Origin of the sequence: Faecalicatena sp. Marseille-Q4148 (assembly GCA_018228665.1) — a bacterium.
Classification (GTDB): domain Bacteria; phylum Bacillota; class Clostridia; order Lachnospirales; family Lachnospiraceae; genus UBA9414.
On sequence record CP073692.1, the window covers coordinates 2295102 to 2315726 of the forward strand.

A 20625-nucleotide genomic window follows, 5' to 3' on the forward strand; every position below is an offset into this window, starting at 1 on the left:
CACGGCTCACGAGGGTTATCCACATATCAACACCCCCTACGGCGGTTACTGCGGACAACTTTTATATATTTATATATTCGCACACCCAGAAAGGAGTTATTCACATGAAAATCGTTTGCACCAAATCAAATCTGGTAAAAGGTGTCAGCATTGTTTCCAAAGCAGTACCTTCTAAAACAACAATGCCGATCCTCGAATGTATCTTAATTGATGCAACAACAGACATCATTAAATTAACAGCTAATGATATGGAACTTGGAATTGAAACAATTATTGAAGGAGATATCTTCGAGAAAGGTTTAATTGCAATTGATGCACGAATTTTTTCTGATATTGTAAGAAAATTACCGGATAATACTATTACAATTGAAACAAATTCTAATTTACAGACATTGATTACTTGCGAAAAAGCTAAATTCAACATTTCCGGCAAACCGGGAGATGAATTTTCCTATTTACCTTATATTGAGAAAGAACAGGCAGTCACTTTATCTCAATTTACTTTAAAAGAAGTGATCCGCCAGACAATTTTTTCTATTGCAGACAATGATAGTAATAAATTGATGACTGGAGAATTATTTGAAATCCATGATAATCAGCTAAAAGTTGTTTCCCTGGACGGACATCGTATTGCGATTCGCAAAATCGCATTGAAAGAAAGCTATCCGGATACAAAAGTTGTTGTTCCGGGCAAAACTCTAATCGAAGTGAGTAAGATTTTATCCGGTGAAACGGAAAATGATGTCAACTTATATTTTACAAAGAATCATATTGTGTTTGAATTTGATAATACGGTTGTTGTTTCCCGACTCATCGAAGGAGAATATTTCCGCATCGACCAAATGTTGTCTAATGATTACGAAACAAAAGTAAAAATCAATAAAAAAGAACTGTTAAACTGTATTGACCGTGCAACATTATTGGTAAAAGAAGGAGATAAGAAACCAATCATCATCAATATTGGTGATGAAACAATGCAGCTGAAGATTCAGTCTCAAATTGGTTCGATGGATGAAGAAATTATGATTGAAAAAGAAGGAAAAGATCTGCTGATTGGATTTAATCCTAAATTTTTGATCGATGCACTTCGTGTGATTGATGATGAAGAAGTGAATTTGTTTTTGATGAATCCAAAAGCACCTTGCTTCATCAAAGATGAAAATGAAACTTATATTTATTTGATTTTACCGGTCAACTTTAATGCCGGAGTATAGTCGGAGAGGAAAAAGATGCAGGAAATTACAATTAGAGATGAGTTTATTAAACTTGGTCAGGCAATGAAACTGGCCGGTCTTGTAGAATCCGGAGTAGATGCGAAAATCGTGATCCAGAACGGAGAAGTAAAAGTAAATGGTGAAGTAGAAACCCGCCGCGGGAAAAAGCTGCATGAGGGAGACATCATTTTCTTTGAGAATGAAGAAGTAAAAATTATCAGATAGTTGGTAGACATATGATTCTGAAATCATTAAAGTTAAAAAATTTCCGAAATTATCATTTGTTGAAACTTGATTTTAATCATGCAACAAATATCTTTTATGGTGATAATGCCCAGGGAAAAACCAATATTCTTGAAGCAGTCTATCTCTGTGGGACAACAAAATCCCACAGAGGTACAAAAGACAGAGATATGATTCAGTTTGGAAAAGAGGAATCTCATATTGAAATTCTGGTAGAAAAGGACGGAGTTCCTTACCAGATAGATGTACATTTAAAGAAGAACAGCCCAAAGGGAATTGCCATTGATAAAATTCCGATTCGCAAGGCAAGTGAGCTGTTCGGAATGATTCATCTTGTCTTTTTTTCACCGGAAGATCTGAATATTATTAAAAATGGACCGGCAGAACGGCGAAGATTCATGGATATGGAGCTGTCTCTGCTCGATAAGATATATTTAAGTGATCTGTCCAGTTATAATCGAATCGTAAATCAGCGAAATAAGCTGCTGAAAGAGATTCCTGACAGAAGAGATCTATATGATACGCTGGAAGTATGGGATATGCAGCTGATTGATTATGGCGAACGGATTATGGAGCGGAGACGGAAGTTTGTGCGGGAAGTAAATGAGATTGTCGGAACAATTCATCAAAAACTTACCGGAGAACGGGAAAATCTGGTTCTTTCTTATGAACCTGGCTGCGGCAGTCTGTCTCTGGAAGAAGCTGTCAGAAAGAACAGGGAAAGGGATATCCGGATGAGGAGTACTTCAACAGGACCGCATCGGGATGACATCTGTTTTCTTGCAGATGATCTTGATATACGCAAGTTTGGATCACAGGGACAGCAGAGAACGGCAGCATTGTCATTAAAATTATCAGAAATTGAACTTGTGAAACAGGTGCTTCATGATACACCTGTTCTTTTGCTTGATGATGTATTATCTGAGCTTGACAAACATAGGCAGAATTATCTGTTGGATAGTATTCAGGGGGTGCAGACACTTGTGACTTGTACCGGTCTGGATGAATTTGTTAATCACAGATTTTCAATGAATAAAGTGTTTCACGTAAAAGATGGTGAAGTCACTGGAGAAAATTAGGAGGAATTAAAATGGGTAGTACAGTAAGTACAGAATACGGCGCCGACCAGATCCAGATATTAGAAGGACTGGAAGCGGTAAGAAAAAGACCTGGAATGTACATAGGAAGTACGTCATCGAGAGGACTTCATCATCTCGTGTACGAAATCGTAGATAATGCAGTTGATGAGGCGCTGGCAGGCTATTGTGATACGATAGATGTGGCGATCAATCAGGACAATTCTATTACAGTTATTGATAATGGGCGTGGAATTCCGGTTGGAATCAATCACAAAACAGGGCTTCCGGCAGTAGAGGTTGTATTTACTGTTCTGCATGCAGGAGGTAAATTCGGCGGTGGAGGATACAAAGTATCCGGAGGTCTGCATGGTGTAGGCGCCTCTGTTGTAAATGCGCTGTCTGTGTGGTTAGAAGTAGAAATCTGCAGCGGCGGCAAAGTTTATATGCAGCGTTATGAACGTGGCAAAGTAGTCAAGAAACTGGAAGTGATCGGCGAATGTGATATGGAAAAGACCGGAACAAAAGTAACATTTCTTCCGGACGGAGAGATCTTTGAAGAAACCGTATATGATTACGATATTTTGAAGCAGCGGCTCAGGGAAACTGCATTTTTAACGAAAGGCCTTAGAATTGTTCTGCACGATTACAGAGGAGAAGAAGTAAGAGAGCATACATTCCACTATGAAGGCGGTATTAAGGAATTTGTTGCATATCTGAATAAAAGCAAGACACCGTTATACGAGACAATTATTTATTGCGAAGGTCTGAAAGACGGCGTTGCGGTGGAAGTTGCTCTGCAGCATAATGATTCCTTTACAGAAAATACATATGGATTCGTTAATAATATCACAACACCGGAAGGCGGAACTCATATTGCAGGCTTCCGTACTGCGCTGACAAAGACATTTAATGATTATGCAAGAAAAAATAAATTATTAAAAGATAATGAACCGGATTTATCAGGAGAAGATATCAGAGAAGGTTTAACTGCGATTGTCAGTGTTAAGATTGAAGATCCTCAGTTTGAAGGGCAGACGAAACAAAAGCTTGGAAACAGCGAAGCGCGCGGAGCTGTTATGAGCGTTGTTGCATCACAGTTGGAAATTTTCCTTGAACAGAATCCGTCTGTCGGAAAAATGATTGTTGAAAAATCTGTTATGGCACAGCGTGCAAGGGAAGCCGCAAGGAAAGCGAGAGATCTGACAAGAAGAAAATCTGCACTGGAAGGCATGTCTCTTCCGGGAAAACTTGCAGACTGTTCGGATAAGAATCCGGCAAATTGTGAGATTTATATCGTAGAGGGAGATTCTGCCGGCGGTTCTGCAAAGACAGCCCGCGACCGTGCGACTCAGGCAATCCTGCCGCTTCGCGGAAAAATTCTGAATGTAGAAAAAGCAAGACTGGATAAAATATATGCCAATGCTGAAATTAAAGCAATGATTACTGCGTTTGGTACAGGAATTCATGATGATTTTGATATTTCAAAGCTTCGATATCACAAGATTATCATTATGACAGATGCCGATGTCGATGGAGCACATATTAGCACATTGCTATTAACATTTTTGTATCGTTTTATGCCGGAGCTGATCAGACAGGGATATGTATATCTTGCACAGCCGCCGTTATATAAGCTTGAGAAGAATAAAAAAGTCTGGTATGCATACAGTGATGCAGAACTGGATAAGATTCTTTCAGAAGTTGGACGTGATCAGAATAATAAGATTCAGCGTTATAAAGGTCTTGGAGAAATGGATGCAGAACAGCTTTGGGATACAACGATGGATCCGCAGCATCGAATCTTGAAACGTGTTGTAATGGATGATGAAACATCTTCTGAACTTGACCTGACATTTACCACATTAATGGGAGATAAGGTAGAGCCAAGACGTGAATTTATTGAAGAAAATGCAAGATTTGTAGAAAATCTTGATATTTAATCTGTGGATGAGAAGGAGAGTAAGACATGGAAGACAACATTTTTGATAAAGTCCACGAAGTAGACCTGCAAAAGACAATGGAGAAATCGTATATTGATTACGCCATGAGTGTTATTGCATCCCGGGCGCTTCCGGATGTAAGGGACGGTCTGAAACCGGTACAGAGAAGAATTTTGTATTCAATGATCGAACTGAATAACGGTCCGGACAAACCGCATCGTAAATGTGCGCGTATTGTCGGTGATACAATGGGTAAATATCATCCGCATGGAGACAGCTCGATCTATGGTGCACTCGTAAATATGGCTCAGGAGTGGTCTACAAGATATCCCCTTGTAGACGGACACGGAAACTTTGGTTCTGTCGATGGAGACGGAGCTGCTGCCATGCGATATACAGAGGCAAGACTCAGTAAGATTTCTATGGAGCTGACAGCAGATATTAATAAAAATACTGTAGATTTTGCTCCAAACTTTGATGAGACAGAAAAAGAGCCAACCGTGCTTCCGGCAAGATTTCCAAATCTTCTTGTCAATGGAACATCCGGAATTGCAGTTGGTATGGCGACGAATATTCCGCCGCACAATCTTCGAGAAGTGATCGATGCAGTGGTGAAGATTATTGATGATCAGATTGATGATAATGGAACAACGACAATTGAAGATATACTAAAGATTATTAAAGGACCTGATTTTCCGACAGGAGCAACGATTCTTGGAACAAGAGGAATCGAGGAAGCTTATCGTACCGGAAGAGGTAAGATTCGTGTGCGTGCAGTAACAGACATTGAACCGATGCAAAATGGCAAGAGCCGTATTGTTGTCACAGAATTGCCGTATATGGTAAATAAAGCACGCCTGATTGAAAAAATAGCAGAGCTTGTGCGTGACAAGAAAATCGATGGAATTACAGATCTGAGTGATCAGTCGAACCGTGAAGGTATGCGTATCTGTATTGAGCTTAGAAGAGATGTCAATGCAAATGTAATTCTGAATCAGTTATATAAGCATACGCAGATGCAGGATACCTTTGGTGTAATTATGCTGGCGCTTGTTGGAAATGAACCAAAGGTGCTTAATATTCTCGATATGCTGAATCTCTATCTGAAGCATCAGGAAGAGGTTGTCACAAGAAGAACGAAATATGAATTAAATCGTGCAGAAGAGCGGGCTCATATTTTACAGGGCTTGTTGATCGCACTTGATAATATTGATGAAGTAATCACAATTATCCGCGGTTCCAAAACAGTACAGATTGCAAAGGCAGAATTGATTAAACGTTTTGAACTGTCTGAGGCACAGGCACAGGCGATTGTGGAAATGCGTCTGCGTACGCTGACAGGTCTGGAGCGGGAAAAACTGGAAGCAGAGTATGCGGAACTGATGAAACGAATCGGCGAGTTAAAAGCGATTCTTGCAGACAGAAAACTGCTTCTTGGAGTAATCAAGGAAGAAATTATTGTAATCCGTGATAAATATGGTGATGACAGAAGAACATCGATTGGTTTTGATGAGTTTGATATTTCCATGGAGGATCTGATTCCGGAACAGAATGTTGTTATCACAATGACAAAATTAGGATATATTAAGAGAATGTCTGTAGATGCATTCAAGAGCCAGAACCGGGGAGGTAAGGGCATTAAAGGAATGCAGACACTGGACGAAGATTATGTAGAAGAACTGTTTATGACTTCTACACATCATTATCTTATGTTCTTTACGAATACAGGACGGGTGTACCGCATGAAAGGTTATGAGATTCCGGAGGCAAGCAGAACGGCAAGAGGAACAGCAATCATTAACCTGCTGCAGATGATGCCGGGTGAGAAAATCACTGCTGTCATTCCGATTGAGGAATACGAAGAAGGACATTATCTGTTTATGGCTACAAAGAAAGGTCTTGTAAAGAAAACTCCGATTCAGGATTATGCAAATGTAAGAAAGACCGGACTGGCAGCAATTACCCTCAGAGAAGATGATGAATTGATCGAAGTAAAGGCAACAGATAATGAGCGGGATATTATTCTTGTGACAAAATACGGACAGTGTATCCGCTTTAATGAAAGCGACGTAAGACCGACCGGAAGGACTTCAATGGGGGTTCGCGGTATGAATCTCGGCGATCGGGATGAAATCGTTGGAATGCAGCTTGATATACAGGGAGATTATCTTTTAATCGTATCTGAAAAAGGTATGGGTAAACTCACAAAACTGGAAGAATTTACAAAACAAAATCGAGGCGGCAAAGGCGTAAAATGCTATAAGATTACTGAAAAGACAGGAAATGTCGTAGGCGTAAAAGCAGTAGATCAGGACAATGAGATCATGATCATTAATACAGAGGGAATTATTATCCGTATGGAATGCAGCGGCATATCTGTTCTTGGACGAATTACATCCGGTGTCAAACTGATCAATCTGTCAGGTGATGACAAGGTAGCAAGTATCGCAAAAGTAAGAGAAACAGAAGAACAGTCTGAAGAGGAACAAGAAACAGAAGAATAAGAGATAAAATAATTTTCTGTAATCAAAAGTCTTCTGAAAAATTCATGCAGAATTTTTCAGAAGGCTTTTTTCAGTTCGAAAAAATCTGTTATAATAAATAATAATTACAGAAATATCCTGAGGAGGAAATATTATGCCAATTATCTTTCATGAACAGTCAAAAGAATTTCATTTGTACAATCAGAGTATCAGTTATATTTTTAAAGTAATGAAAAATGGACAGCTAGGTCATATTTATTACGGTAAGAAAATTACAGATTGCGATGATTTTGGGTATTTAATTGAATATGCAGGAAGAGACATGACTCCGAATTGTTTTGAAGGAAATTACAGATTTTCACTGGAACATTTAAAACAGGAATATCCGGCGTATGGTTCAGGAGATATGAGATATCCGGCATTTGAGCTGGAACAGAAAAATGGGAGCAGAACTGTTGATTTTCAGTATAAAGAGCATGTGATTTTTGCGGGCAAGAAGAAGTTAGAAGGATTGCCGGCTGTGTATACAGAAACGGATTCAGAAGCAGCGACACTTGAAGTGGTACTGGAAGATAAGCTGCTTAAAACAAAAATCATTCTGTCATATACCATTTTTGAAGCATATCCGGTTATCACAAAACATGTAAAATTCGTATGCGATAATCAGGAAGGAATTACAATTTTAAATGCAATGAGCGGCTGTCTTGATCTTCCGGACAAAGAATATGAAATGATTGAACTTGCCGGGGCATGGTCAAGAGAACGGCATGTTCAGACGAGAGAGCTGAATTATGGAACACAGGGCATCTACAGCATGAGAGGCGGAAGCAGTCATCAGTTTAATCCGTTTTTGGCATTGAAACGACGAGAGACAACGGAACGTGCAGGCGAAGCTATCGGATTTAGCCTTGTATATAGCGGCGATTTTCTGGCACAGGCAGAAGTTGATAATTTTAACGTAACAAGAGTTGTACTTGGAATTCATCCGAATGAATTTCGCTGGAAATTAGAAGAAGGAGAATGTTTCCAGACACCGGAGCTTGTTATGGTATATTCCGGAAGTGGATTAAATGGGATGAGTCAGACATTTCATGAGCTGTATCGTACAAGACTGGCAAGAGGTCAGTGGAGAGACCGGGTGCGGCCGATTCTTATTAATAACTGGGAAGCCACTTATTTTCAGTTTGATGAAGAAAAGATTTTGCAGCTGGCAAGTCAGGCGAAGAAAATCGGGATTGAGCTGTTTGTGTTAGATGACGGATGGTTTGGAAAAAGAAATACAGATACCTGTTCTCTCGGCGACTGGTATGTTAATAAAGAAAAGCTTCCGGGAGGAATTAAAGGACTGGCAGAGAAGATTGAGGCAATGGGAATGAAATTTGGTCTGTGGTTTGAGCCTGAGATGACAAATAAGGACAGTGATTTGTTCCGGGCACATCCGGACTGGCTCCTTGTAGATCTGAGAAGAAATTATTGTCATTGCAGAAATCAGTATGTACTTGATTTTTCAAAAAAAGAAGTCATAGATTATATTCATCAGCAGATGAGAGAAATTCTCGGATCAGCTCCGGTATCTTATGTAAAATGGGATATGAACCGTTCTTTTTCGGAAGTATTTTCCAATGGCAATGACAGTATTTATCAGGGAAAGGTGCGGCATAAATATATTCTCGGTGTATACGAGCTGTATGAAAGATTGATTCAGGAGTTTCCGCACATTTTATTTGAATCCTGTTCCAGCGGAGGAGCCAGATTTGATCCGGGGATGCTTTACTATGCACCTCAGGCATGGGCATCAGATGATACGGATGCAGTAGAGCGTATTAAGATTCAGTACGGAACATCAATGGTATATCCGTTAAGCAGTATCGGAAGCCATGTATCTGCATCGCCAAATCATCAGGTTTTTAGGGACACCCCGTTGGATACAAGAGCAAATGTGGCATATTTTGGAACATTTGGTTATGAGCTTGATATTACAAAACTTCCGGAAGAAGAACTGGAAGAAATGAAACGCCAGGTAGCATTTATGAAAGAATATCGGGAACTGATTCAGAAAGGATGGTTCTACCGCCTAAAAAGCCCATTTGAACAGCTTTCATCGAATGACAGTTCTTCTGCATGGATGGTTGTTTCAAAAGACCGGAAAGAAGCGCTTGTTGCATATTTCCGTGTACTGCAGCCGCCGCAGGGAAATTTTCAGAGGATTCAGCTGGAAGGACTTCTTCCGGATCAGAGATATGAAATTACGGAATATGGAAGTTTTGGAGAAAAGACAGAAGAACACCTTCATTACGGAGATGAATTATTGAATGTGGGATTAAGCGTATCAGATTTTTCTTCCGGGCTTCATGATATTTTAAGAGAACAGCAGGGAGATTACTTTTCAAGATTGTTCAGAATAAAGGCAAAATAAAACAGAGAATCAGGTGATAGAATGGAACAGAAACATGATTTCGGAACAGGAAAAGTATCCAGAAATATTTTAAATCTTGCAATTCCAATGACATTGGCCCAGTTAATCAATCTTATGTATAACATTGTAGACCGAATCTACATCGGACACATTCCGAATGCGTCATCGCAGGCGCTTACGGGAATCGGACTGACGCTGCCGATGATCACCATTATGATTGCATTTGCCAATCTATTCGGAATGGGAGGCGCGCCGTTATTTTCTATCGCAAGAGGAGGAAATGAGGAAGAACGTGCCGGAAATATTATGGGGACAACCTGTTCCATGCTGATTCTTTCGGCAGCAGCGCTTATGGCATCCGGATTTCTTCTGAAACGCCCGCTATTATATTTATTCGGAGCCAGTGACGCCACATTTCCGTATGCAAATGATTATATTAGTATCTACTTGTTAGGAACAGGTTTTGTGATGCTGAGTCTTGGTATGAACAGCTTTATCAATGCACAGGGATTTGGAAAGACAGGGATGCTTTCTGTTCTGATTGGTGCAGTTGCCAATATTGTTTTAGATCCGATCTTTATCTTTGGATTTCATATGGGGGTAAAAGGCGCTGCGCTGGCAACAGTGATCTCACAGGCCATGTCTGCAGTATGGGTAATTCATTTTCTTACAGGCTCAAAGGTACTGATCCGACTGGAACGCCGAAGAATGAAAGTACAGCCAAAGCTTCTGAAAGAGATAGTAGGACTTGGAACATCCGGTTTTGTGATGGCGGTAACAAATGGAATCGTACAGATTGTTTGTAATGCGGTTCTGGCCGGGTTCGGCGGAGATATTTATGTTGGTGTTATGACCGTATTAAACTCTGTGAGAGAAATTACACATTTGCCGGTAACCGGAATTACAAATGGAGCGCAGCCGGTTATAGGATTCAACTACGGTGCAGGAAAATATGATCGTGTAAAAGAAGCAATCCGTTTTATGTCAGTCGTATGTATTGTGATTACACTTGGAGCATGGGGTCTGGTGGACTTTTTCCCGGAATTTTTTATAAAGATGTTCAGCAGTGAACGGGCTTTGCTTGAAGCCGGAGTCCCGGCGATGAAAGTATATTTTTTTGGAATTTTTATGATGGCTCTGCAGTTTGCAGGGCAGTCAACCTTTGTCGCTCTTGGATTTTCCAGACATGCAGTATTTTTTTCTATTTTTAGAAAAGTAATTATCGTTGTGCCGCTGACATTGCTGCTTCCGTATATTGGCGGACTTGGTGTGATGGGTGTGTTCCTGGCAGAACCAATATCCAATTTTGTAGGAGGAACGGCATGTTTTATGACAATGATTGTGACGGTTAGAAAGAGATTGAGGGAATCTATGTGAAAAGAGCATTTTTAGAGAAAGAAGTTCATTGCTGCACTACTTGTCGCCACAATCATTCTGTAATATAATAAGACCTAGTACGAGAGCAGCAATTGCTGCAGAAGGGAAGGTATAGAGAGGTGCGAAACATACAGGTAAGTGAAATCACAGAGCGCGTCAGAGAAATGTGTATCAGAGCCAATCATTTTCTTTCAGAAGATATGGACAGAATTATGAAACAGGCAGAGGCGAATGAAGAATCTCCACTCGGAAAGAAGATTCTTGGACAACTTCAGGAGAACCTGAAAATCGCAGCAGAAGATATGATTCCAATCTGTCAGGATACAGGAATGGCAGTTGTATTTCTTGAAATCGGACAGGAAGTACATCTGGAGGGTGGACTTCTGGAAGATGCGGTAAATGAAGGGGTACGCCGGGGCTATACAGAAGGATATTTGAGAAAATCAGTTGTAAAAGATCCGCTCATCAGAGAAAATACAAATGATAATACGCCGGCAGTTATTCACTGCAGAATTGTGGCAGGGGATCAGGTAAAAATTACAGTTGCACCGAAAGGATTCGGCAGCGAAAATATGAGCCGTATTTTTATGCTGAAGCCAGCAGATGGAATAGAAGGTGTGAAGGATGCGATTCTAACAGCTGTGCGGGATGCAGGACCAAATGCATGTCCTCCTATGGTAGTCGGAGTTGGAATCGGCGGTACATTTGAGAAATGTGCTCTTATGGCAAAACAGGCATTAACGAGAGAAGCGGGAACACATTCAGAAATTCCATATGTAAAAGAGATGGAAGAAGAACTTTTGAGAAGAATTAACGGATTGGGAATCGGACCTGGAGGTCTGGGTGGAAGAACGACAGCGCTTGCAGTGAATATCAATACTTATCCGACACATATAGCAGGACTTCCGGTGGCAGTAAATATCTGCTGTCATGTAAACCGACATGTGGTAGAAGTGATATAGGAGGAAAGAAAGATGGACAGACAGATACGAGTTCCGATTACAAAAGAAGATGTAAAGAGTCTGAAAGCAGGAGATTATGTATATTTAAGCGGTACGATTTATTCGGCAAGAGATGCAGCTCATAAGAGAATGATTGAGACGATCGAAGCAGGAGAAGAGCTTCCGGTAGATCTGACTGGACAGATGATCTATTACATGGGCCCATCTCCGGCGCGAGAAGGACGTCCAATTGGCTCTGCAGGACCGACAACAGCGAGCCGTATGGACAAGTATACACCGAAGCTTCTTGATATGGGACTTGCAGGAATGATTGGAAAAGGAAAACGTACAAAAGAAGTGATTGATGCAGTTGTCCGCAATACTTCCGTATATTTTGCAGCAGTGGGCGGAGCAGGAGCGCTTTTGTCTAAATGTATTAAAAAGGCAGAAGTGGTTGCCTATGACGATCTTGGCACAGAAGCAATCCGTCGTCTGGAAGTAGAGAATCTTCCGGCAATTGTTGTAGTAGATTGTGAAGGTAATAATCTTTATGAAACAGCCATTTTAGAATATCAGACAGAAAAATAAAAGAACAGAAGGGATATAGCGGGCAATGAAAAGAATTTTAATCATGGTACTTCGCAATATTATACTGGTACCGTTTATGTGGGTAAAACTATGCTATCATGCATCCCATGTACAGAAGTATACAGAAGAACAGCATTATAAAATGCTGCGGTTTATTACAAAACGAGCGAATATCGGTGGAAATGTAACAATAGAAACATACGGTGAAGAAAATATCCCGAAACAATCAGGATTTATGTTTTTTCCGAATCATCAGGGAATGTATGATGTTTTGGCCATTGTTGCATCCTGTCCGAAACCATTTTCTGTTGTAGCAAAAAAAGAAGTGGGAAACGTACCATTTTTAAAACAGGTATTTGCCTGTATGAGGGCATTTTTGATTGACAGAGACGATCTGAGACAATCAATGCAGGTAATTATGGATGTAACGAAAGAAGTGCAGGGAGGAAGAAACTATCTAATCTTCGCAGAAGGAACACGCTCAAAAGAAGGAAATAAGGTAAATGAATTTAAAGGCGGAAGTTTCAAGGCAGCAACCAAAGCAAAATGCCCAATTATACCGGTGGCGCTGATAGATGCTTACAAACCATTTGACACAAACAGTACTGCACCTGTAACAGTGCAGGTACATTTTCTTCCGGCAATAGAATATGATGAATATAAAAATATGAAAACACCGGAAATTGCAGAAATGGTAAAAAATCAAATTCAAGATACAATCAATGCTCACATAAAATAAATAGAGAAATAATAAGGCAAGATATGGTAGAAAGATATTCTGTAAACACCATATCTTGTTTTTTGTGATAAAAAGCAAAAAAATATAAAAAAATCATTGACATATTCATATGTGTTTAGTATAATACATTTTGCACTGTGATGCACAGTTAAATATGGAAATAAGAATTCAGGAGAAATACTCAAGTGGCTGAAGAGGCGCCCCTGCTAAGGGTGTAGACGGTTCGCGCCGTGCGAGGGTTCAAATCCCTCTTTCTCCGCTCTTTTTTCAAAAAAGAAGAATGAAAAAAGTTTGAAAAAACTTGAAAAAACTTCTTGACAAAGCAAAACAGATGTGATAATCTAAATGAGCTGTCGCAAAGACAACAAGGACTTGAAAAAATAAAATAAAAAAGTTCTTGACAAAGCAAATCAGTTATGATAAACTAGATAAGTTGTCAAACGACAGAGAACCTTGATAACTAAACAATAGACAACAACCCTGAAAATTTCTTTAAAGAGATTTCAGAACGAGTTGGACACAAAAGTCTAACGACCTAAAAACAGTAATTATGGATGAATTAGCTAGCAGTTGATTCGCCAAGAACAAACACTTTTAACGAGAGTTTGATCCTGGCTCAGGATGAACGCTGGCGGCGTGCTTAACACATGCAAGTCGAGCGAAGCGCTTTTATGGATTTCTTCGGATTGAAGTGATTGTGACTGAGCGGCGGACGGGTGAGTAACGCGTGGGTAACCTGCCTCATACAGGGGGATAACAGTTAGAAATGACTGCTAATACCGCATAAGCGCACAGTACCGCATGGTACGGTGTGAAAAACTCCGGTGGTATGAGATGGACCCGCGTCTGATTAGGTAGTTGGTGGGGTAACGGCCTACCAAGCCAACGATCAGTAGCCGACCTGAGAGGGCGACCGGCCACATTGGGACTGAGACACGGCCCAAACTCCTACGGGAGGCAGCAGTGGGGAATATTGCACAATGGGGGAAACCCTGATGCAGCGACGCCGCGTGAAGGATGAAGTATTTCGGTATGTAAACTTCTATCAGCAGGGAAGAAAATGACGGTACCTGAGTAAGAAGCCCCGGCTAACTACGTGCCAGCAGCCGCGGTAATACGTAGGGGGCAAGCGTTATCCGGATTTACTGGGTGTAAAGGGAGCGTAGACGGAAGTGCAAGTCTGATGTGAAAACCCGAGGCTCAACCACGGGACTGCATTGGAAACTGTGCTTCTAGAGTGCCGGAGAGGTAAGCGGAATTCCTAGTGTAGCGGTGAAATGCGTAGATATTAGGAGGAACACCAGTGGCGAAGGCGGCTTACTGGACGGTAACTGACGTTGAGGCTCGAAAGCGTGGGGAGCAAACAGGATTAGATACCCTGGTAGTCCACGCCGTAAACGATGACTACTAGGTGTCGGGCAGCAAAGCTGTTCGGTGCCGCAGCTAACGCAATAAGTAGTCCACCTGGGGAGTACGTTCGCAAGAATGAAACTCAAAGGAATTGACGGGGACCCGCACAAGCGGTGGAGCATGTGGTTTAATTCGAAGCAACGCGAAGAACCTTACCTGCTCTTGACATCCCTCTGACCGGCAAGTAATGTTGCCTTTCCTACGGGACAGAGGAGACAGGTGGTGCATGGTTGTCGTCAGCTCGTGTCGTGAGATGTTGGGTTAAGTCCCGCAACGAGCGCAACCCCTATCTTCAGTAGCCAGCGGTAAGGCCGGGCACTCTGGAGAGACTGCCAGGGATAACCTGGAGGAAGGTGGGGATGACGTCAAATCATCATGCCCCTTATGAGCAGGGCTACACACGTGCTACAATGGCGTAAACAAAGGGAAGCGAAAGGGTGACCTGGAGCAAATCTCAGAAATAACGTCTCAGTTCGGATTGTAGTCTGCAACTCGACTACATGAAGCTGGAATCGCTAGTAATCGCGAATCAGCATGTCGCGGTGAATACGTTCCCGGGTCTTGTACACACCGCCCGTCACACCATGGGAGTCAGTAACGCCCGAAGTCAGTGACCTAACCTTAGGGGAGGAGCTGCCGAAGGCGGGACGGATAACTGGGGTGAAGTCGTAACAAGGTAGCCGTATCGGAAGGTGCGGCTGGATCACCTCCTTTCTAAGGAAGAAGAAGTAAGAGCTGTTGTCTATTGTTGAGTTATTAAGGGAGTCTTCGGAGAAGGAGTGAAAGAAGAAGTTCTTCACACGGAGTGCGAAGAACAGCTTTCGTACTAAGCTCGAGAAGACCTCGCTAAGTACTCAATGCTTCTGGTGGCGATGCGCTTAGGGGAGACACCCGTTCCCATCCCGAACACGATGGTTAAGACCTAAGCGGCCGATGGTACTGCACTGGAGACGGTGTGGGAGAGTAGGTGGCCGCCAGATTATAAAAAAAGATAAACCAAAGGAAGGGATGACAAAATTCCGGAGGGGAAGCTTTCATATAGATACTGGCAAGAACCTGGGGAGGTTCGAGCTAACCCAACCAACAGGGAAGTGTTGTTTAGGATAGCTGGTTTTACCAGTGATCAGGGTTCTGAAAAAGTTCAGATTTCTGATGACTGATAAAACAGTCAATGTACCTTGAAAACCGCATATAAGAAATAAATTGATGAAAATATCAAGACATCCGAGGTAATTGTTATTAGATAATAATTATTCGAAACACTGATTCAAATGAATCAAACCTAATTACCAACGCATGCAACGCTATGCATGTGTAGCTAACGTCCATTCCCGTGGATGAAGGCAAGTTGGTTATGCTAGAAAGAGCGCAGGGTGGATGCCTTGGCACTAAGAGCCGATGAAGGACGTGATAAGCTGCGAAAAGCTTCGGGGAGGAGCAAATATCCAACGATCCGGAGATATCCGAATGGGGAAACCTACTTGAGAAGCCCTCAAGTATCCATACGCCAATCCATAACGTATGGAGGGGAACCCGGTGAACTGAAACATCTAAGTAGCCGGAGGAAGAGAAAGAAACATCGATTTCCAAAGTAGCGGCGAGCGAAATGGAAAGAGCCCAAACCCGGATGCGTGCATCCGGGGGTTAGGACCGCAACAAGTGACTCGTATATTAGGAGAATGGTTTTGGGAAAGCCAGCCAGAGAGGGTGAAAGCCCCGTACCTGAAAATAGAAGAGAGCGAGCGGGATCCAGAGTACCACGAGACACGAGAAACCTTGTGGGAAGGAGCGGGGACCACCCCGTAAGGCTAAATACTACTTAGTGACCGATAGCGCATAGTACTGTGAAGGAAAGGTGAAAAGGACCCCGGGAGGGGAGTGAAAGAGAACCTGAAACCCTGTGTTTACAAGCTGTGGAACCATAATAAAGTGGAACCGCGTACTTTTTGTAGAACGGTCCGGCGAGTTACGTCGGCTGGCGAGGTTAAGGACTTTAGGTCCGGAGCCGAAGGGAAACCAAGTCTGAATAGGGCGCCAAGTCAGCCGGAGTAGACCCGAAACCGGGTGATCTATCCATGTCCAGGTTGAAGTTGCCGTAAAAGGCAATGGAGGACCGAACCCACATCCGTTGAAAAGGGTGGGGATGAGGTGTGGATAGGGGAGAAATTCCAATCGAACCCGGAGATAGCTGGTTCTCCTCGAAATAGCTTTAGGGCTAGCCTCGATAGAGTCACACGGAGGTAGAGCACTGAATTTCCTAGGGGGCGTCAAAGCTTACCGAAGAATATCAAACTCCGAATGCCGTAGTGATGCTTATCGGGAGTCAGACTACACGAGATAAGTTGGGTAGTCGAAAGGGAAAGAGCCCAGACCTGCAGCTAAGGTCCCAAAATGTGTGTTAAGTGGAAAAGGATGTGGGATTTCAAAGACAACCAGGATGTTGGCTTAGAAGCAGCCATACATTAAAAGAGTGCGTAATAGCTCACTGGTCGAGAGGTCCTGCGCCGAAAATGTCCGGGGCTGAAACACACTACCGAAGCTCAGGAATCCTGTAAGGATTGGTAGAGGAGCATTCTTAGGGCGGCGAAGCAGTACCGGAAGGAGCTGTGGAGCGTTAAGAAGAGAGAATGCCGGAATGAGTAGCGAGATGGAGGTGGGAATCCTCCAGGCCGAATATCTAAGGTTTCCAGAGTAAAGCTGATCTGCTCTGGGTAAGTCGGGACCTAAGGCGAGGGCGAAAGCCGTAGTCGATGGACAACAGGTTGAAATTCCTGTACTGCAGTATGACAGAACTGTGGGGACACGTGTGGAGAGCATAAGCCGGGAATGGAAAGACCGGCGCAAGCGGGGTAGGTGTCACATAGGAAAATCCGTGTGATAAGCCGAAGACGTGATGCGGAGTGAAACATAAGTAACGAAGTATGTGAGCCATGCGTCAAGAAAAGCCGCTATTGTTTGTACTGTACCCGTACCGTAAACCGACACAGGTGGATGAGGAGAGAATCCTAAGGCCGACGGGAGAAGCATTGTTAAGGAACTCGGCAAAATGACTCCGTAACTTCGGGAGAAGGAGTGCCATGTAAAAGTGGCCGCAGAGAATTGGCCCAAGCAACTGTTTAGCAAAAACACAGGTCTATGCGAAACCGAAAGGTGAAGTATATGGGCTGACGCCTGCCCGGTGCTGGAAGGTTAAGGGGAGAGGTTAGCGCAAGCGAAGCTTTGAACTTAAGCCCCAGTAAACGGCGGCCGTAACTATAACGGTCCTAAGGTAGCGAAATTCCTTGTCGGGTAAGTTCCGACCCGCACGAAAGGCGTAATGATTTGGGCACTGTCTCAACAATGCACCCGGTGAAATTGAAATACCAGTGAAGATGCTGGTTACCTGCGCCAGGACGGAAAGACCCCATGGAGCTTTACTCCAGCTTGATACTGGGATTCGGTATTGCATGTACAGGATAGGTGGGAGACGGAGAAATGGTAACGCCAGTTGCCATGGAGTCGCTGTTGGGATACCACCCTTGCAGTACTGGATTTCTAACCAGCAGCCGTGACCCGGCTGGGGGACAATGTCAGGTGGGGAGTTTGACTGGGGCGGTCGCCTCCGAAAGGGTATCGGAGGCGCTCAAAGGTTCCCTCAGAATGGTTGGAAACCATTCGAAGAGTGCAAAGGCAGAAGGGAGCTTGACTGTGACACCGACGGGTGGAGCAGGTACGAAAGTAGGACTTAGTGATCCGGTGGTATAAAGTGGGATTGCCATCGCTCAACGGATAAAAGCTACCCTGGGGATAACAGGCTTATCACTCCCAAGAGTTCACATCGACGGAGTGGTTTGGCACCTCGATGTCGGCTCATCGCATCCTGGGGCTGAAGTAGGTCCCAAGGGTTGGGCTGTTCGCCCATTAAAGCGGTACGCGAGCTGGGTTCAGAACGTCGTGAGACAGTTCGGTCCCTATCCGGCGTGGGCGTAGGATATTTGAGAGGAGCTGCCCTTAGTACGAGAGGACCGGGGTGGACTGGCCGCTGGTGTATCTGTTGTATTACCAAATGCATAGCAGAGTAGCCAAGCCGGGACGGGATAAACGCTGAAGGCATCTAAGCGTGAAGCCCCCCTCAAGATGAGATATCCCAACGTAAAGTTGTAAGACCCCTTGAAGACGACGAGGTAGATAGGACAGAGGTGGAAGTGTGGTAACACATGTAGCTGACTGTTACTAATCGGTCGAGGGCATAACCAAGTGAGGTAAAGGATAGGAAAGTGAACGGAGGATGAGATTTCTTGTATGTGGTTTTGAAGGTACACCGAAAGCAACTTAGTGAATGCGACCGGTAAGGAAGCATGAGCTTAGTGCGAGGTGGTTCGCGAACCTTAATGAGCGTAAGCGAGTTTAGTTGAGCGGACATACCATCTAATATTCCTCCTTAGCTCAGTCGGTAGAGCACTCGGCTGTTAACCGAGTTGTCGTTGGTTCGAGTCCAACAGGGGGAGTTAAGGGCGGAAAGCCCCAGAAAGATGAGGCTCCTTGGTCAAGCGGTTAAGACATCGCCCTTTCACGGCGGTAACACGGGTTCGATTCCCGTAGGAGTCATTTACACGAAAGTGTAAAAAAAACACTTGCAAAATTGTGTGTGATGTGTTATTATAACATAGTCATGCCGATGTGGCTCAATTGGCAGAGCAGCTGATTTGTAATCAGCAGGTTATCGGTTCGAGTCCGATCATCGGCTTTATGGATGGTTTCCCGAGTGGCCAAAGGGGGCAGACTGTAAATCTGTTAGCAACGCTTTCGGTGGTTCGAATCCACCACCATCCATTAAAAATTATCGCGGGATGGAGCAGTCTGGTAGCTCGTCGGGCTCATAACCCGAAGGTCGTAGGTTCAAATCCTGCTCCCGCAACTCAACTTATTATTTTAATAAGTTACGCCCAGATAGCTCAGTCGGTAGAGCAAAGGACTGAAAATCCTTGTGTCGCTGGTTCGATTCCGGCTCTGGGCATATGGAGCATTAGCTCAGTCGGTAGAGCACTTGACTTTTAATCAAGTTGTCCGGGGTTCGAATCCCCGATGCTTCATTAAAAAAGAGAGTCTTAGTTGGCCCTCTTTTTTAATATCTAAATATGATAATTAGTTATTATGATATGCCGATGTGGCTCAATTGGCAGAGCAGCTGATTTGTAATCAGCAGGTTATCGGTTCGAGTCCGATCATCGGCTTTACGAAAAGAATCTCAGTTTCGAGGTTCTTTTTTTGTACTCGTTTGGAATTGACAGATTCCATAGAAAAATTATATGATGAGATAAATTAGGAAAGAGAGGGCTTATCATGGAAATTGATAGATTAATGGAGAAGATCGGATTAAGCGAATGTGCAGTACAATTTGTAAAAAATTTTAAAATGCCGGAAAAAGTATATCAGGAATGGAAAGAATTATTTGATACAGACTTGAAGGCATTTTTCGAAAAAGGAAAAGAAACAGAGAATTTTGAACAGACGGTATTGTATCTGTATGTTCATTTTGCGGCAGAGGCATGGAAATGGTTTTGCGAGGAAGGTATTTCTGAAGAAGTGTATATGTTAAACATGAGAGACATTGCAATCTGGGCAAATGCTTATGAAAAGAAAAATGGCTGTCCGGGACTTCGGGAAGCTGGCTGGATCAGTCTCTCACTTCGCGGTAAATTATTCCGGCTTGGAAGACTTCAGTTTGAACCGATTGAACTGGAAAAAGAAATCAAAATAGAAAACAATACTTATCCACAGGGGATGAAGGTATTGAACGTACATATCCCCGAAGATGGTAAGTTATCAAAAGATGCATGCCAGGAAGCATTTGAAAAAGCAGAAGTATTTTTTAAAGATCGAGGATTTACAGGAGAAAATGTATATGTCTGTGAATCCTGGCTGCTGTCTCCGGTACTGAAACATTTACTTGGAGAAGAAAGTAATATCATTGATTTTCAAAATCGTTTTGAAGTGTATGATATTGTATATCCTTTCCGTCAGGCAGAGGAAAGGATCTTTGGTGACATATCAGAAGATAGACAATCTTATCCAGAGACAACAAGTTTGCAGAGATCATTTAAAGGATGGCTCATGGAACACCCGGAAGATATCGGAATGGGAGTTGGAGTATTTCAATACAAACCGATATAAAACTTTATTTATAGAAAAAACAAATAAATAAATGCATTTATA

Annotated in this window: 11 protein-coding genes, 9 tRNA genes and 3 rRNA genes; all 23 read left to right on the plus strand. The window is 42.8% G+C overall.

Features of this window, described 5'->3' with window-relative positions; genetic code table 11:
• Nucleotides 1-104: 104 nt before the first annotated feature.
• The 23 genes from KFE17_10910 (at nucleotide 105) to KFE17_11020 (ending at nucleotide 20583) form a co-directional block, all read left to right on the plus strand.
• Nucleotides 105-1214 (plus strand): DNA polymerase III subunit beta, encoded by a 1110-nt coding sequence (locus KFE17_10910; GenBank protein QUO31379.1) that lies wholly within the window; start codon nucleotides 105-107, stop codon nucleotides 1212-1214.
• Between the two features lie 15 nt (nucleotides 1215-1229).
• Nucleotides 1230-1439, plus strand: coding sequence for an RNA-binding S4 domain-containing protein (locus tag KFE17_10915; GenBank protein QUO31380.1), 210 nt, complete (start codon nucleotides 1230-1232; stop codon nucleotides 1437-1439).
• 11 nt (nucleotides 1440-1450) lie between these two features.
• The gene (gene recF, locus KFE17_10920) at nucleotides 1451-2536 is read left to right on the plus strand and encodes a DNA replication/repair protein RecF (protein QUO31381.1); all 1086 of its coding nucleotides are present in this window, start codon (nucleotides 1451-1453) and stop codon (nucleotides 2534-2536) included.
• 11 nt (nucleotides 2537-2547) lie between these two features.
• Nucleotides 2548-4476: a DNA topoisomerase (ATP-hydrolyzing) subunit B gene (gene gyrB / locus KFE17_10925; protein QUO31382.1), complete on the plus strand. Its 1929-nt coding sequence runs from the start codon at nucleotides 2548-2550 to the stop codon at nucleotides 4474-4476.
• A 26-nt stretch (nucleotides 4477-4502) separates the two neighbouring features.
• Nucleotides 4503-6980 (plus strand): DNA gyrase subunit A, encoded by a 2478-nt coding sequence (gene gyrA, locus KFE17_10930; GenBank protein ID QUO31383.1) that lies wholly within the window; start codon nucleotides 4503-4505, stop codon nucleotides 6978-6980.
• Between the two features lie 133 nt (nucleotides 6981-7113).
• Nucleotides 7114-9375 (plus strand): alpha-galactosidase, encoded by a 2262-nt coding sequence (locus KFE17_10935; protein ID QUO31384.1) that lies wholly within the window; start codon nucleotides 7114-7116, stop codon nucleotides 9373-9375.
• 21 nt (nucleotides 9376-9396) lie between these two features.
• Nucleotides 9397-10752: an MATE family efflux transporter gene (locus tag KFE17_10940; protein QUO31385.1), complete on the plus strand. Its 1356-nt coding sequence runs from the start codon at nucleotides 9397-9399 to the stop codon at nucleotides 10750-10752.
• Nucleotides 10753-10871: 119 nt separating this feature from the next.
• Nucleotides 10872-11714: a fumarate hydratase gene (locus tag KFE17_10945; GenBank protein QUO31386.1), complete on the plus strand. Its 843-nt coding sequence runs from the start codon at nucleotides 10872-10874 to the stop codon at nucleotides 11712-11714.
• Between the two features lie 12 nt (nucleotides 11715-11726).
• A complete protein-coding gene (locus tag KFE17_10950) occupies nucleotides 11727-12281 on the plus strand; it encodes a Fe-S-containing hydro-lyase (protein QUO31387.1) in 555 nt (184 codons plus the stop codon).
• A gap of 25 nt (nucleotides 12282-12306) precedes the next feature.
• A complete protein-coding gene (locus tag KFE17_10955) occupies nucleotides 12307-13020 on the plus strand; it encodes a 1-acyl-sn-glycerol-3-phosphate acyltransferase (protein QUO31388.1) in 714 nt (237 codons plus the stop codon).
• 171 nt (nucleotides 13021-13191) lie between these two features.
• Nucleotides 13192-13279 (plus strand) — tRNA-Ser (locus KFE17_10960).
• Between the two features lie 334 nt (nucleotides 13280-13613).
• Nucleotides 13614-15144, plus strand: a 16S ribosomal RNA gene (locus KFE17_10965).
• Between the two features lie 148 nt (nucleotides 15145-15292).
• Nucleotides 15293-15410: ribosomal RNA gene (rrf, locus tag KFE17_10970) — 5S ribosomal RNA — on the plus strand.
• 370 nt (nucleotides 15411-15780) lie between these two features.
• A 23S ribosomal RNA gene (locus tag KFE17_10975) occupies nucleotides 15781-18666 on the plus strand.
• The 16S, 23S and 5S rRNA genes sit together here with 9 tRNA genes alongside, the layout of an rRNA operon.
• A gap of 178 nt (nucleotides 18667-18844) precedes the next feature.
• Nucleotides 18845-18917: transfer RNA gene (locus tag KFE17_10980), tRNA-Asn, on the plus strand.
• Between the two features lie 28 nt (nucleotides 18918-18945).
• Nucleotides 18946-19017 (plus strand) — tRNA-Glu (locus KFE17_10985).
• Between the two features lie 66 nt (nucleotides 19018-19083).
• Nucleotides 19084-19156: transfer RNA gene (locus tag KFE17_10990), tRNA-Thr, on the plus strand.
• Between the two features lie 4 nt (nucleotides 19157-19160).
• Nucleotides 19161-19242, plus strand: a tRNA-Tyr gene (locus KFE17_10995).
• Between the two features lie 11 nt (nucleotides 19243-19253).
• A tRNA-Met gene (locus KFE17_11000) sits at nucleotides 19254-19327 on the plus strand.
• A 26-nt stretch (nucleotides 19328-19353) separates the two neighbouring features.
• Nucleotides 19354-19426, plus strand: a tRNA-Phe gene (locus tag KFE17_11005).
• A gap of 3 nt (nucleotides 19427-19429) precedes the next feature.
• Nucleotides 19430-19502, plus strand: a tRNA-Lys gene (locus KFE17_11010).
• Between the two features lie 68 nt (nucleotides 19503-19570).
• Nucleotides 19571-19643: transfer RNA gene (locus KFE17_11015), tRNA-Thr, on the plus strand.
• Nucleotides 19644-19752: 109 nt separating this feature from the next.
• On the plus strand, nucleotides 19753-20583 hold the full coding sequence (locus KFE17_11020) for a DUF5596 domain-containing protein (protein ID QUO31389.1): 831 nt from the start codon (nucleotides 19753-19755) through the stop codon (nucleotides 20581-20583).
• Nucleotides 20584-20625: the final 42 nt, after the last annotated feature.